A 13,550-nucleotide genomic window follows, 5' to 3' on the forward strand; every position below is an offset into this window, starting at 1 on the left:
CATGATGGAACCGATGTTGAATCCGAAGCTGCCGGTACCGCTGTATCATCAGCTGAAGGAAATCTTTGATGCCAAGATTGCAAATGGAGAATGGAAACCGGGTCAGCTCATTCCGACGGAAAATGAACTGATCGCTCAATATAAAGTAAGCCGTACCACAGTGCGCGAAGCGGTGACGGCGCTGGTCAACGAAGGAAAGCTGGAGAAGAAACAGGGAAAAGGCACGCTCGTATGCAATCCGAAGCTCGTCGAGAGGCTCGGAAGACTGACGGGCTTCACAGAAGAGATGATTGCCAAAGGCTTCGTGCCGGGTGCCAAGGTGCTGGAGGTCGGCGAGATCGATCCGCCTCCGGTCGTAAGGGAGCGCCTGCTGTGCGGCAAGGAGGAAAAGGTGCTGCACATCCAGCGCATCCGCCTGGCCAATGAAGAGCCGATTGCGATTGAAAGAACCTACTGGCCGCTTGAAATCGGTCGCTGGTTTCTACAGGAGGACCTGGAGAATATCGCATTTTACTCGGTGCTGGAGCAGCATGGAATCCAACTGCGCGATGCCGATGAAGGAATCAGTTCGACGGCAGCCAGCAAGAAGGATGCCCAGCTGCTTAACATCAAGGAGCGTGATCCACTCCTTCGTATGGAGCGGATCACGTATGCCTTGAACGGAATGCCGATTGAATATACTTTCACCGATTACCGATCCGACCGCTATACCTATCGGGTTCACCTGCACCGCTAATCCGGGGGAAGGCGGATGGAAGGAGTCGCTAATTTTTAACAATGAAACGGGGTTGTCACATATGAGATGCGTATCAGGCAAAGAGTGGTTGGAGGATGCCCGAATCCGCAATTATGCCATAGGTGCGTTCAGTGCCCATAATGCGGATATGATTCAGGGGATCCTCGAGGCTGCCGAGGAAGAGAAGGCCCCGGTGCTAATCCAAATTGGACAGAGAGCGATCAAATACTGCGGGTTTGCTCCCCTGGTGGAAGCGATTCGCTACTACGGGCAGCGAACCGATGTGCCGGTCATCATCCACCTGGATCATGGCAAAAGCTATGAGCAGGCCATTCAGGCGATACAGGCCGGCTGTACCTCCGTCATGTTCGACGGATCGCATCTGCCTCTGGCAGAAAATGCCGCCATTACGAGGCAGGTGGTGGCCGCCGCCCACGCCGTGAACGTTTCGGTGGAGGCGGAGCTGGGCAAAATTGCCGGGGTCGAGGACGACCTGTCCGTGGACGAGAAGGACGCGTTCCTTACCGATCCCGCCGAAGCTCTGGAGTTCTATCAGGCGACGGGAATTGACTCGCTGGCGGCGGCCATCGGCTCGGCCCATGGACTATACAAGACCGAGCCGAAGCTGGATATACCGCGCTTGAAGACGATTGCCGATCAGTTGGGCATCCCTATTGTTCTGCATGGAGGATCAGGGATTCCGGATGATCAGATCAAGCTTGCCATTGCCAACGGCATATGCAAAATTAACGTGGATACCGAGCTGCGCGCGGCTTATACCGACGGGGTGCGGGAAGCTCTGGAGACCTATGGGCCGCAGCATGATGTCTATCCGCTAGGCCGTGCTGGAACGGAGCGGATGAAAGAGGTCGTCAAATATAAAATCCGTTTGTTCGGCAGTGCAGGCAAAGCCTGACCGAGACAGCCATTGGACAGCCATCTGCACATCCAACGAAATTCATACAACAAAAGAACCGAAGGAGTGGGGGAACTATGCCGAAGCATTATCCGCTTTGGATTAACGGGCAGTGGACGGAAACCGGGGAAAAACTGGAGGTTCGCAACAAATATACGGGAGAGGTGATGGGAACGGTCTCCGTTGCCGGCAAGGAACACGTCGATCAAGCCGTTTCCGCGGCATTGGAGGCATTCCGTACGAACCCGTTATCTCCTTATCGTCGTTATCAAATATTAAAGAGAACTAGCGAACTGCTGCTGGAGCACAAGGAGGAAATCGCCGGAATTCTGGCGGGTGAAGTGGGCAAAACGCTGAAGGAAGCTCTGGTAGAAGTGGAACGGACTTCCCAGACCTTGGAGGTCTCGGCGGAGGAGGCCAAGCGGATACAGGGCGAAGGGATTCCTGTAGAAGCATCCCCCGGGGCGGAAAACCGGCTGGCCTTCACCGTGCGCGTTCCGGTCGGCGTCGTTTGTGCCATCGCACCTTTTAACGTACCGTTAAACCTGGTTGCGCACAAGATCGGACCGGCTCTTGCCGCAGGCAACACGGTGGTGCTTAAGCCGGCCAGCGTAACGCCGATTGTGGCGGTCAAATTGGCCGAGCTGATGATCGAAGCCGGATTGCCCCAAGGCTACCTGAACGTAGTCGTCGGTTCCGGGTCGACGGTTGGAGATTGGCTGGCCAAGGACGAAAGAATCAGTCTGTACACCTTCACGGGCAGCCCGGCCGTTGGCAGGAAGCTCAAGGCGGAGACAGGCCTGCGCAAGGTGCTGTTGGAGCTCGGGAGCAATTCCGCGGTCATTGTTCACCGGGATGCCGATCTGGACCTTGCGGTGTCGATGTGCGTCGGCAAGAGCTTCGGCAATGCCGGCCAAGTCTGCATTTCGGTGCAGCGGATCTATGCTCATAGTGACATTCATGACGAGTTTGTCCGCCGCTTTGTAGAAGAGACCAAGCGCCTGAGGGTGGGCGATCCTTATGACAGTGAGACGGACATCGGTCCGATGATCAGCGAGAAGGAGGCTGCCCGGGCGGAAGCATGGGTTCAGGAGGCCGTCATGCAAGGCGCTTACCTGGCCTGCGGCGGAACCCGTGAGGGCGCGCTGTTCCAGCCAACGGTATTAACCGGTGTGCATGATGACATGAAGGTTTCCTGCGAGGAATTGTTCGCTCCTGTCGTAGGCATTGCCGTATATGATGACCTGGAAGATTGCATTTGCAGAATAAATACTTCGCGTTACGGACTGCAGGCCGGTATTTTCACCACGAACATCCATACGGCGTTCAAGGCGGCGCGCGAAATTCATGTCGGCGGCGTCATGATAAACGATGCTTCCCAGTTCCGGGCAGACCTCATGCCTTATGGAGGCGTCAAGGAAAGCGGATGGGGCAAGGAAGGGCCCAAATATGCCATACAGGAAATGACGGAAGAGCGGATTATCGTGTTGAATTTATAAAGGAAGTCGGGGCGAAATTTGCACTGAAATTTCCACCCATGAATCTTCATTCTCCAAGAAAAAATAACAGCATGATCATTTCTAAAAGGGGAATATGTTCATGTGGATTAGATGGTTTGCGGTATCTGTTTGGACAATCATGGATCCGATCTATTTTGCCTGCACGAGGCTGCGGTATGTAGGGCAGGAAGGGGGAGGCCGCATCTTCCGGGTGAGGCTGACATCGTACAGAGGGGGAAGTGTTACCTTATCGGATGGAGTGGCCATCCATAAGGGAGATACGTTGCTGAAGATTCATCTGTATAATGTCCATCTTTTCAAAAGCATGATTACCATGCGCAACGATGTAGCCCGGGCGAGATATTTGTATCGAATGGTCGAGCAATCGCTGACCGATCTCGCCGCCTATGTCAGTAATCATCCCAAATTTGACGAAATCAAAGGCCTGATCGGGATAACGGGATTGAACAGAGGGTGCGGCGGCTTGGGCTTTGAAACGGTGCAAATTCCAAATTCATTTTACAAATGTGTAAAATTTTTATCAATGCTGCCCATTTACTTTCTATCTTCCCATCGACCGCTGAGGAATTTGAAAAAACAAGTGCCCGCCTATTTATTTTTGTCCAAAGAGGCTTTGTTGTCCCGATATGGAAAGCCTGTCACCTGAAGCCGGTCAAGCTTCAGGTGATTTTTTTTCCAAAAACCTGTTCTTATATTTCATTGGTAAACGCGCCTGTCCAAAGGACGGCGATAGCCGTTGATCCTTGCAAGCGAACCTCTAAATAGCCCGGGCTTTCTCCTGCGTAAGGGAAAGGTCTGATTCGGGCAGAGACAGCCGGTGAAGCGTAATTTCCGGCCGGCTCCCCACCCGGATATTAACTCCGGTCTGACCTAATCCTTCACTAATATAAAAGGGCTTGCCATCGTAAACATGCAGACCTTTAATCATGTTCATCCGGACCAGCTCACCCATTTTGACCAGATGATAAGGCTTGGGCCAATGAATTTGCCCCCCGTGAAAATGTCCGGAAAGCAAATAATCGAAATGGAAATTTTTCATATGCAGAACGATATTCGGATCGTGGGTGAGAACGAGCCGATAGCCGCTGCTTATTCCTCTGTAGGATTCGGCTATTTGACTCCGCTTCGTGCTGAAGTCATCAATTCCGATAATATTCACCAATTCGCCGTTGATATCCAGGGTTTCGCTCTCGTTTTGCAGCGTTCTGCAGCCGTATTGCTCCAATGTTCTTTGCAACGCGTCGAAATGCTCCCCTTTAAGAACGTAATCGTGATTGCCGAATACAGCGTACATTCCATAAGGGGCCTTTAATTTATTTAAAATCTTGAGGTAGGGAATCAATCTGGGAATCGTTCGTTTCCGATCGAGAAAATCCCCGGTGAGGGCAATAAGATCGATAGGTTCATCTTTCAGCTTATCGTATAATTGTTCCGGGGAAATGGAGATATTCTCCAGATGCATGTCGGATATATGCAGCACATGGATATCCAGACCGTTCCCGCTCCGATTATTGTTCAATGTCTTGTTCAGGTCAACCCGGTTGACGGCTACCTGCCGCGTGTTTACATTAGCTTTGTACAGAAGCCAACCCAGGGCGAGCACAACCCCTCCTATAATTAAGAATTGTCCCATTATACTAACCCCTTTCTATATATCAAGTATAGAATGGGAAGAAGGAGATGGACAGCGGTAATTCATGGTGCCGCAACTTTGTGCACGAACAGCTCCATTACAAAATGCTTCAGATCCACCAGCCGTGGAGGCTCCTTGACCGGATGCTGCGTACCCGCCACGATCAGGGGGATGAATGAATCATATTTATGCAGAGAGCCGTGGCTTCCTCCGTTTAAATGAGTAGGATGATGGCGGCTCTTAAATTCATACCGCGGCCGTGCCGTAATGACGATCATCGGGATGTCTTGGGAATATAAGGCTCCGTATAGTCTGGAGAGCACATCCGGATAATCCCCATAATGGATCCGGCTGCCCTCCGTACGTAAATCCAGCACCTCCCATTCGCCAATAATGTCCCAGGCCGATTGATACATGTCCATGTAAGGCCCGCTTCTGGCGAAATAAACCTCTCTTCCGGACCCTCCTTCCTTGACCCGGACTCCATCGGCTTCTTTCCAGGCAATAAGATCGATACGGGCCTCCCCGACCAGCTTCTCTATCACTTCGGGTTCGATGGCTGGTTTTAAAGGATAAATATAGGCCATTCGTTCATTATTGCAGACAATTAACTCATGGCCGGCCACATGTTCCCCCAGTTGAAGAACACGAAAGGAATGAAGCAGCCGATCCAGATCGATGTTGAACTGCTTGCCGCGGCCGATGCGCGTCTGTCCGTGATCACTGATGATAATAATAATATTCTGCTCCAATGCCCGATCCCAGGGGCCGAAAGTATCCAGAAGACTTTGGATATGCTTATCCACCTGAATCAACGAGCTTTCGGCATGGGCAGGATTGGATTTATGGACCCTATGATCGTTATCCGGGAGATAGGCAAGCGTAAAATCCGGCTGCTCCCCCGATTGGATCAAATGCTTAAGAACGCTTACCGCATACGAATCGTTGATTCCGTATAATTGTCCGCCTCTTCTCAAACGGGCCGGAATATGCCGTTCGATCTTCGTATCGGCCATGGCGCCGAGAGTGAGGATATCGGGTCCGGATATGTCCTGGCGGAAGCGGAATCCGGTAGCGAGATGAACCAGAAACGGAAGCCGGATCTTGTGCTTCCGGCTTCCCCGGTGAACCATGGCGTTAATGGAGGCGGAAGATACGCCCAATTTATCCAGTTCTTCGAACAAAGTGGTGGTTTGCTTGCTCAGATGCTTCTCGTTCAAGCTGTACAGAACATTCTGTGCACAGCGGGTAATTCCCAGCTTGCGGACACACTTCCAACCGTTGATGTAATTGACGATCGCTTCTTCCTCCGGGCTGTACCAGATCAGTCCGGGTACCCGGTGAACATCGGGGTAGACTCCGGTAAGCAGGGAACTGTCGACCGATGCGGTCATGGTCGGGAAGACCGTTACGCAATTCGGCCAGTACCTTCCCCTAGATATTAGAAACTGAAGTGCCGGCGCGGTTCTATGCCGGATACAATCCTCCAATGTATCCGGCATCAGAGAATCCACTAACAGGACGATCACTTTTTTCAAACGGCACCCCCACCCTTCCTATTAATCTGCTTTTCTCCGTGTAATACAGAAAAATATTATGTTTGCTATCCCCGGAAATCGGATAATCCCCCTGCCTTCAGCTTCTATCCCCCTCCGAATGATTTGCCTCTTCGATGCTGTTCTGCACTTTCAAAACGGCCTTGACCGGCAGGTGGTCCGAAGCGACAGGCATCATGCGGATAACTTCGGCTGACACAATATGTAAATGATGGCTGACGAAGATGTAATCCAATTGAACCTTCGGCCTAACGGACGGATAGGTGGGACATGGGACGGCGGAAGCTTGATAACAAGCATCGGTCAGCCTCTTCGTCATTTTCCTCCATAGTCTGGAGTGCGGCTTGGCATTGAAATCCCCCAATAAAATCGCGGGGAGGTTCGCTTGTTTCATCCGCTGAAGAATCATATGGGCTTGTTTCCATTGGACAAAAGGAATAAGGCTTAGGTGAGTGACATACAAAGCGATCGGCTTCCCATTTATTAGAATGCTCGCTTCCAACAGAGCCCGGTCCTCCAATTTCAGGGCAGAGCTTGCAAAAATATAGTTTTTATGCCCAATAATCGGAAAACGGGACAGAAGCGCATTGCCATATTGACGGGAGTGAAGGAGACTTGTTTTTCTAGCCGGCTTGCTGCTCATTGCATAGCCAAAAACCGAGTTCATTCCCAACCGTTCTGCCAGCCATCCCAACTGATCGACATAGCCGCTTCTCCGGGAAAAATGCTTGTCCACTTCATTCAGCGCAACCACATCCGCTTGGCAGTGTTCAATGATGCGGGCGATCCTTTCCAGATCCAGTTTTCGATCCGTTCCAATGCCATGATGAATATTAAAAGTCAGCACGGTAATTTCCATTTTTTTACTCCGCATAATCTTCAATTTACTTCCTGTATTATTGCCAGTTATCCCGTATATATTAATGAAAATCAGGGTTAGTTCGACAACGGGGGCTGTCAGATGGTTAAGAAAATTTTATTCCTTCCCTTTTTAAGCCTGTCGTCCGGTCATCATCAAGCCGCCGATGCCATGATCGAGCATATTCGGCAAATCGACCCGTCGATCGTCTGCGAGAAGGTCGATATTCTAAGTTACAGCTACGGCAAAGTGGAGCAGTTGGTCTCCGCCATATACCTGAAATGGATTCATTCCGCTCCCTATATTTACAGTTGGATTTACCGCAAAACCTGTATGAAAGGCAACAGGATGCTTAGAAGATATTTTTTGTACGAACAATTATTTTTACATTTTATGCAGAGATTAATACAGGACAGTCGGCCCGATTTCATTGTTTGCACTCATTCGCTGCCTTCCTATCTTTTGGGACAGCTGAAGCGAAGAAATAGGCTGTCGATACCGATAGCCAATGTATACACGGATTACTTTATCAATAATATTTGGGGGAGGGAGGAAATCGACTATCATTTCGCTCCGGACTTCCCGGCGAAGCAATGGCTGGAAGCCAGAGGAGTGCCAAGCGAACGAATTATCGTTACCGGCATTCCCGTTCACCCCCGGCTTATGACTCCCCGCAGCAAGCATCATTCCGGTTCTGGATTAACGATACTGGTTACCGGAGGCAATCTCGGAGCGGGGGCCGATGTCATCCGTTCCGTTCTCGCTTCGGCCGGAACATCGGACAAGGTGAACTATATCGTTCTTTGCGGCAAAAACCGGGAGCTGTATCAAGCCATCCGGGGCCTCAAGCGGCCTCAAATCGTGGCGATGCCCTATATCGAATCCCGCGAAGAAATGAATTCTCTATATGACCAAATCGATGCGGTCTGTACGAAGCCGGGAGGGGTAACGGTCAGCGAATGCCTGGTCAAACAAATACCGATATTTGTTTATCATACCCTGCCGGGGCAGGAAGAAATCAATTTGCAGCATCTGCTCGGGCAGCAGCTGGTTATACCTTTGGCCGACTGGGAACGCGAGGGGATTGAACATCAAATGATCACTTTATGGAATAATAAACAGGGTCTGATTCAGCTTCAAAAGAGGATGGAGGAGTACCGCTGTCAGATGACCGATTTAACGCAGGCATTTCACCAAATATTCTCTTCCCTGAAATAAAAGAAAACCCCGTCTCATTATTATTGACGGGGTTTCTCGTATTCTTTATTCCGAATATAGTCTAGTTCCGCGAAAAAATTAGTATTTTGTCCAAGCAAAACAATACCGGCTAGCATTTTCTATAGTATAGTGATTGTAAGATTTGATAGCAGATAGACTCTTGAATCTATGCTATTTTCTCGATAACGATAGACGCGCTTACGGTGGCCGTTCCTCCACCTATAGCACCCTGTAAAGTCTGGACTCCCATATTGTCGATCCGGTTCAAGGTCAATACGCCGCCGGCTGTCAATTGTGCAACGACCTGCCCTTGGTACGGCTGATTTCCGGAGCCTGCACCGTAGTTGCTGCAAGGGACTAGAGCGGCAGGTGTCGGGCCGGCCGCGTCCGGATCGAAGAACAAGCCGAATGCGGAGTTACCGGCGGTCGGGAAGACTTCCCAGCTGATGTTGTATAGACCCGTTTCATTGATGTTAATAGTGGAGGGAGCAGCGAACGTAATTGCCGGGCCATTGATAACGGAGTTATTGAACGTTACGGCTCCGCCTTGAGTTGTGGGGGCCGGCGCAGGTGCCACGGTTTGGGACACCGTGCTGCACAGGAAAGCGGAAGAAGCGATCCCTCCCGCAGGTCCCTGGGGTCCTTGCGGCCCCTGAGGCCCCGGTACTCCTTGGGGTCCCGGAATTCCTTGCGGTCCTTGCGGCCCCCGCGGCCCCGGTACCCCGCGTTTAATTACCTTCTTGACGATGACGACTTTTTTACGCTTCTTCGGAGGGCAAAGATCTATTTTCTTCTCTTTCTTCAGATGGCAGAGATCGATTCTCTTCTTCGGATGACAAAGATCGATTCGCTTTTCTTTTTTCGAGTGGCAAATCACGGCCTTCTTTTTGCTTGAGCAATGAACGGTTTTCTTCGGTCGGCAGAGACTGCTTCTGCCGCATATTTTTTTTGGCTTACGAATAAGCAATATAAACACCTCCCTAAAGTTATGATTTATCGTATGGTGTGACTCTATCTTATGGTTGGACTTCTATCCCCCGAAGTAGTAGACTGGAATCTATTTTCTCCGAAAGATAGGTAATAATACTAAGAGAATTGTCCCGCCCGAGCGCTGCAACCACGCACCCGAACCGAACGAATCTCCTGCAGCCCTTTTTTTGATAAAAATTGGAGAACAAGCCTCCTCCCATAATTGATTGGAGGAGGTGAAATAATGATATAATATATGGACATTATCGAAAAAGCAGGTGGCAGTGATGTTTCAGCTTCAGGAATATAAAGGAAGCAAGGAGGAGCAGTTTGCACTGGCAACGGCTCAGCTTATTGCGCTTGTAGAAGGCGAGAGCAGCCGGATCGCCAATCTGGCGAACGCTTCGGCTTTGCTCGGGCAGTTTCTTAAGGATATCAACTGGGTGGGATTTTACCTTATGGAGGGAGATCAACTGGTGCTGGGCCCTTTTCAGGGTCTGCCTGCTTGTGTGCGAATCCCTCTCGGGCGCGGGGTCTGTGGAACGGCCGCTCTTCAGAGACGGACGGTTCGTGTGGATGATGTCGAACAATTCCCTGGACACATCGCCTGCGACGCCGCTTCCCGCTCGGAAATCGTCATTCCTATGATCAAGGATGGGGAATTGCTCGGGGTGCTGGATATTGACAGCCCGCTTAAGAACCGTTTCGACGAAGAGGACGAGCGGCTTCTGGAGCAGTTTACGGCTGAGCTCGTTAAGCGGTTATGAAGCCCGGTTCCTTATTATAGAACATAGAGGCCGGGATGGCGGCTGTCATGCTGAAGAGCCGAGCGCTCAAGCCAGATTTATCCCGACAAAGTAAAAGAAGAGATAGATAAAATAGATGAAAAAGGCAGGCTATCGCTTAGCGGGAGCCTGCTTTTCTTTTTTATCCTTATTGAACCGCGGGCAGCAAAGTTAAAATAACCAGATCACCCAGTAAGCAAGAAGGACCAGGGTGAACAGGACGGTGAACGGGATAACCGCATAAGTCACCTTCAAGTACTGCCCCCACGTTATTTTCACTTTTCCTTTCCTCAAAATATGCATCCACATGAGTGTAGCCAGCGTCCCGATTGGCAGAAGCAGCGAACCCATATCGCTGCCTATGACACTGGCCAAATACGAGATTTTCAGAGTAATAGGATCAAGATCCATATTGGTCAGCGCCAGAGTTCCTACCATTAGGGCAGGGTGGTTGTTGAACAGATTGGACAGAACGGATAACAAGCCTCCCATCAGAATGCTTGCGTGAAGCAGGCTGCCGGAAACAAGCGGCTGCAGAATCCGGATCAGCATATCGGTCAATCCGATATTATGCAGTCCATAAATAATGACATACATCCCGAATGCGAAGATCAAAATGTACCAGGGCGTCTTCTTGATCATGTCGACGGGCGCCACTTTAAGAAAGTACCAGCGCCAGCCCAGCAATAGAATCGAACCGATGACCGCCGTTAACGATACCGGAAAGTGGAAGTAGGAGGCGACAAAGAGGCCGATTCTTACCAGAAAGACGAAGATTAGAATGTTACGCATGAACAGGGTGCGTTTTTCCTTCGGAATAAGGAGTTTATCGTCTTTGAGCGGGTGCATACCGGGGGAACCGGCATAACTCCAGTATCCGGGAGCCGGCCTCGGCAGCCTGCGCGGAAGAACCCGATAGAAGCTGAGAAAAAGCAGGGTCGTCAGCAGGAGAAGTCCGAGCGTAGCCGGAATGAACATCATGGCGGTATGCATGTAGAGGTCCATGTCAACGATTTTCAGGGCAATCAGATTGACGATGTTGCTGACTCCTATAGGTGCGCTGGAGGCTGTTGCAATTAATGCTCCGGAGATGAGATAAGGAATTTTCTGGTGGTTTTTCAGACCCAGGTTATGGAGCAGCATTAACAGAATGGGAGTCGTAATCAAAATGCTCCCGTCGTTGTTGACGAACAAGGTCATCAAGAAGCATAGCAGATTGGTATACCAAAAAAGCCGGATGCCTGATCCTTTGGCTTTGATAGCCAAGTTTTCGGCCGCCCAATGGAAAAATCCGAAGCTTTCCAGCACGATGGCCATCACGATGGTGGCCATGATGGTGATGGCGGCTCCCCCTATAGTTTCGGTAATGGTCCCCAGATCCGATAGAGAGACGCTTCCGCTGAGGAAGACAAGAACCGCACCGATCATCGCGGGAATGGCTTCGTTCACTTGAGGGCGCCAGAAGATAAAGGCGATCGTTAGCAAAAAAGATATGATCGTAAGGGGCACCGTTAAATCGTTCATTAGGTTTAACCTCATTTCTGCCGATAGTTTAAGAGGTTCCGCTAATCATCTAGTATTTCATCTCCCTCCTTTATACTTGTCTGTAATAAGTATTTGCTGTATGTATACGTATCTGGCACGACCTTCGCACTAAGCGCATTTCTCAATTTCTATTATTTTCAACTACTAGCGTTCCCGGCCATCGGCCCTCCCCGGAAATCTATCATCTATCGGCATTTATTCCTAATCTCCTTCCATAAATTCTATGAAAATACCCGTCACCGTAAGAAACGCAGATGAACCAGCCATAACTGCTGCTCGTCTATAATGAGAGACGTCTCCGGGCAACACCCGGGGTTATTACATCGCGCCTGTCCAAAGGACGGCGATAGCTGTTTATCCTTGTTTAAGGGGTCTTTCCTATGATTTTTTCATCCTACAGCTTCATATTTGTATTTCTCCCCGTGACTTTGCTCGTTTACCGGCTGCTGCTCTTCTGGAAGAAGGATGCCTTGTCCAAATTATGGCTGGTGGCAGTCTCCCTCTACTTTTATGCCCAGGGAAGCCCCGAGTTCGTGCTGTCGTTTGCGGGGGTCATTCTCTTCAACTATGTTCTGGGCAGCAGAATTCGCAGGCTGCACGTATCGGACAATAAGCAGCACCGGTCCAAGCGAATTCTGCTCGCCATCGGGCTGGCTCAAAATCTGGCGTTGTTAGGCTACTATAAATACACCAATTTTTTTATCGAAAATGTTAACGCACTCACCGGCGAATCGCTCGCCTTGAAGTCCATAGTTCTGCCGCTCGGCATTTCCTTCTTCACTTTTCAACTGATTGCTTATCTGGCGGACTGCTATAGAGGCAAGGTGGAGGAGCATTCGGTCATCGATTATTTGGTATTTATTACTTTCTTCCCGCAATTGATCGTCGGGCCGATCGTTCATCACGGTGAAATTATTCCCCAACTGAATCAGCACAGGAGGCGGTTCTTTAACCAGGCTGAAGTTATGCTGGGCATGTTTCTGTTCTCTATCGGCTGCGCCAAGAAGCTGGTGCTGGCCGATCCGTTAACCGCCTATGCGGAAGACTTCCTGGCCGACCTGCCGGGAGCGGATGCGCCGACGGGATGGACGGCGGTTCTCAGCTACACTCTGTCGTATTATTTCGACTTATCGGGCTATGCGGATATGGCAATCGGCCTGGGATGGTTATTCGGAATCCGGCTGCCGCACAACTTTGACTCGCCCTACAAAGCGAGAAATTTCCGGGAGTATTGGCAGAAATGGCATATGACGCTGTCCAGATTTCTTGGCGACTACATCTTCCGCAGCCTCTACCGGAAAGAGGCCGGAAGCGGAAGGTTCTATACGGCTGTGCTCGTGACTTTCCTTGTTTCGGGGATTTGGCATGGGGCGGGGTGGCATTTTGTCCTATGGGGGCTCATCAACGGCATTTTCGTTTGCGCCGCCCATTGTATGACCCGAAATAAGCTGCGCCTTCCTTTTCTGCTGGCCTGGGGGCTGACCTTCGCCGGGGTTGTGGGAACGAGAATATTATTCGTCTCGACCGGGTTGACTCAGAGCATGGAAATCTTCCGCAAGCTGTTTTCCTTCCGGGACATTTTGGACGCTGCGGATGGGGGGATGCGGCTGGCTTCTTTTGCCGCCTTTAACTTGTATCCCATCCTTCTGCTGATCATAGCCATAGGCATCGCCTTGTTTGCCAAAAATACGAGAGAAATGACGGAAAACTTCGTTCCGAGCCGTAAGCATGCGGTCTGGGCGGCGGTTTTGTTTACGCTCGCTTTGTTCCATATGACAGAGGTATCCGATTTTCTATACTTCCAATTTTGAGG

Annotated in this window: 12 protein-coding genes; 7 read left to right on the forward strand and 5 right to left on the reverse strand. The window is 50.5% G+C overall.

The window, feature by feature from the left end:
* The first annotated feature begins 1 nt into the window (after position 1).
* From FS806_RS15785 to FS806_RS15800, 4 genes are all read left to right on the forward strand, one after another.
* Complete coding sequence (locus tag FS806_RS15785; protein WP_260982111.1) at positions 2 to 736, forward strand: GntR family transcriptional regulator; 735 nt, start codon at positions 2 to 4, stop codon at positions 734 to 736.
* A 61-nt stretch (positions 737 to 797) separates the two neighbouring features.
* Positions 798 to 1,652 carry a class II fructose-bisphosphate aldolase gene (locus tag FS806_RS15790; RefSeq protein WP_144938438.1) on the forward strand — a complete coding sequence of 285 codons (855 nt, stop codon included), beginning with the start codon at positions 798 to 800 and terminating at the stop codon, positions 1,650 to 1,652.
* 77 nt (positions 1,653 to 1,729) lie between these two features.
* Positions 1,730 to 3,151: an aldehyde dehydrogenase family protein gene (locus tag FS806_RS15795; protein ID WP_144938441.1), complete on the forward strand. Its 1,422-nt coding sequence runs from the start codon at positions 1,730 to 1,732 to the stop codon at positions 3,149 to 3,151.
* Between the two features lie 100 nt (positions 3,152 to 3,251).
* Positions 3,252 to 3,818 (forward strand): YkoP family protein, encoded by a 567-nt coding sequence (locus FS806_RS15800; protein WP_186328385.1) that lies wholly within the window; start codon positions 3,252 to 3,254, stop codon positions 3,816 to 3,818.
* 111 nt (positions 3,819 to 3,929) lie between these two features.
* Here the strand turns inward: FS806_RS15800 and FS806_RS15805 are convergent, their stop codons facing one another.
* From FS806_RS15805 to FS806_RS15815, 3 genes are all read right to left on the reverse strand, one after another.
* Positions 3,930 to 4,805, reverse strand: a complete 876-nt coding sequence (locus FS806_RS15805) for a metallophosphoesterase (protein ID WP_144938444.1) — start codon at positions 4,803 to 4,805, stop codon at positions 3,930 to 3,932.
* A gap of 62 nt (positions 4,806 to 4,867) precedes the next feature.
* A complete protein-coding gene (locus FS806_RS15810; RefSeq protein ID WP_225312506.1) occupies positions 4,868 to 6,334 on the reverse strand; it encodes an alkaline phosphatase family protein in 1,467 nt (488 codons plus the stop codon).
* 106 nt (positions 6,335 to 6,440) lie between these two features.
* Positions 6,441 to 7,235, reverse strand: coding sequence for an endonuclease/exonuclease/phosphatase family protein (locus tag FS806_RS15815; RefSeq protein ID WP_144938450.1), 795 nt, complete (start codon positions 7,233 to 7,235; stop codon positions 6,441 to 6,443).
* 87 nt (positions 7,236 to 7,322) lie between these two features.
* Between FS806_RS15815 and FS806_RS15820 the strand changes: the two genes are divergently transcribed.
* Positions 7,323 to 8,438: an MGDG synthase family glycosyltransferase gene (locus FS806_RS15820; protein ID WP_144938453.1), complete on the forward strand. Its 1,116-nt coding sequence runs from the start codon at positions 7,323 to 7,325 to the stop codon at positions 8,436 to 8,438.
* A gap of 166 nt (positions 8,439 to 8,604) precedes the next feature.
* Here the strand turns inward: FS806_RS15820 and FS806_RS15825 are convergent, their stop codons facing one another.
* Positions 8,605 to 9,405: a collagen-like protein gene (locus FS806_RS15825; RefSeq protein ID WP_225312494.1), complete on the reverse strand. Its 801-nt coding sequence runs from the start codon at positions 9,403 to 9,405 to the stop codon at positions 8,605 to 8,607.
* A 289-nt stretch (positions 9,406 to 9,694) separates the two neighbouring features.
* Between FS806_RS15825 and FS806_RS15830 the strand changes: the two genes are divergently transcribed.
* On the forward strand, positions 9,695 to 10,174 hold the full coding sequence (locus FS806_RS15830) for a GAF domain-containing protein (RefSeq protein ID WP_144938456.1): 480 nt from the start codon (positions 9,695 to 9,697) through the stop codon (positions 10,172 to 10,174).
* A 189-nt stretch (positions 10,175 to 10,363) separates the two neighbouring features.
* Here the strand turns inward: FS806_RS15830 and FS806_RS15835 are convergent, their stop codons facing one another.
* Positions 10,364 to 11,716 carry an arsenic transporter gene (locus FS806_RS15835; protein ID WP_144938458.1) on the reverse strand — a complete coding sequence of 451 codons (1,353 nt, stop codon included), beginning with the start codon at positions 11,714 to 11,716 and terminating at the stop codon, positions 10,364 to 10,366.
* Between the two features lie 401 nt (positions 11,717 to 12,117).
* Between FS806_RS15835 and FS806_RS15840 the strand changes: the two genes are divergently transcribed.
* Complete coding sequence (locus FS806_RS15840; RefSeq protein ID WP_144938461.1) at positions 12,118 to 13,548, forward strand: MBOAT family O-acyltransferase; 1,431 nt, start codon at positions 12,118 to 12,120, stop codon at positions 13,546 to 13,548.
* Positions 13,549 to 13,550 lie beyond the last annotated feature (2 nt).

Origin of the sequence: Paenibacillus sp. 32O-W, from assembly GCF_007679495.1 — a bacterium.
GTDB classification, from domain to species: Bacteria; Bacillota; Bacilli; order Paenibacillales; family NBRC-103111; genus Paenibacillus_L; species Paenibacillus_L residui.

What these genes read in the sequence shown, in the direction of transcription:
- FS806_RS15840 (WP_144938461.1), top strand. Translation starts at nt 12,118, where the DNA reads ATGATTTTTTCATCCTACAGCTTCATATTTGTATTTCTCCCCGTGACT.
- FS806_RS15795 (WP_144938441.1), top strand. Translation starts at nt 1,730, where the DNA reads ATGCCGAAGCATTATCCGCTTTGGATTAACGGGCAGTGGACGGAAACC.
- FS806_RS15835 (WP_144938458.1), bottom strand. Translation starts at nt 11,716, where the DNA reads ATGAACGATTTAACGGTGCCCCTTACGATCATATCTTTTTTGCTAACG.
- FS806_RS15800 (WP_186328385.1), top strand. Translation starts at nt 3,252, where the DNA reads ATGTGGATTAGATGGTTTGCGGTATCTGTTTGGACAATCATGGATCCG.
- FS806_RS15830 (WP_144938456.1), top strand. Translation starts at nt 9,695, where the DNA reads ATGTTTCAGCTTCAGGAATATAAAGGAAGCAAGGAGGAGCAGTTTGCA.
- FS806_RS15790 (WP_144938438.1), top strand. Translation starts at nt 798, where the DNA reads ATGAGATGCGTATCAGGCAAAGAGTGGTTGGAGGATGCCCGAATCCGC.
- FS806_RS15820 (WP_144938453.1), top strand. Translation starts at nt 7,323, where the DNA reads ATGGTTAAGAAAATTTTATTCCTTCCCTTTTTAAGCCTGTCGTCCGGT.
- FS806_RS15805 (WP_144938444.1), bottom strand. Translation starts at nt 4,805, where the DNA reads ATGGGACAATTCTTAATTATAGGAGGGGTTGTGCTCGCCCTGGGTTGG.
- FS806_RS15785 (WP_260982111.1), top strand. Translation starts at nt 2, where the DNA reads ATGATGGAACCGATGTTGAATCCGAAGCTGCCGGTACCGCTGTATCAT.
- FS806_RS15815 (WP_144938450.1), bottom strand. Translation starts at nt 7,235, where the DNA reads ATGCGGAGTAAAAAAATGGAAATTACCGTGCTGACTTTTAATATTCAT.